We start from the raw sequence: 282 nt of genomic DNA, 5'->3' as shown, positions 1-282 counted from the left end.
AGCGCCCGGAGATGCGGTTTGTGGAACCCAAAAGCAACGCGCAAATCGCCCGGGGCGCTGTGTTCCGTTCACGCGACCGTCTGGTGCGCCAGCGCACTGAACAGATCAATGCGCTGCGATCCGTTCTTTATGAACAGGGCCGGGTCTTTCCGACCGGCGTCCATCAGATGAAGAAGATCGCAGCGTTCCTGCAACAGGCCGACAACGGCTTGCTTGCTTTGGTTCGGGAGGAGTGTGAGGAGCTGCTCACTGCCATTGACGATCTTACGATCCGGATTGACA

The 282-nt window shown here is 58.5% G+C and carries 1 pseudogene; it reads left to right on the top strand.

The window, feature by feature from the left end:
- Nucleotides 1-20 precede the first annotated feature (20 nt).
- Nucleotides 21-282: pseudogene (locus ACFWW2_RS00335) on the top strand (IS110 family transposase); the annotation flags it as partial.

It is taken from the genome of Yoonia sp. R2-816 (assembly GCF_046762905.1).
Lineage (GTDB): Bacteria > Pseudomonadota > Alphaproteobacteria > Rhodobacterales > Rhodobacteraceae > Yoonia.
This window is presented reverse-complemented; position numbering and strand designations above follow the sequence as displayed.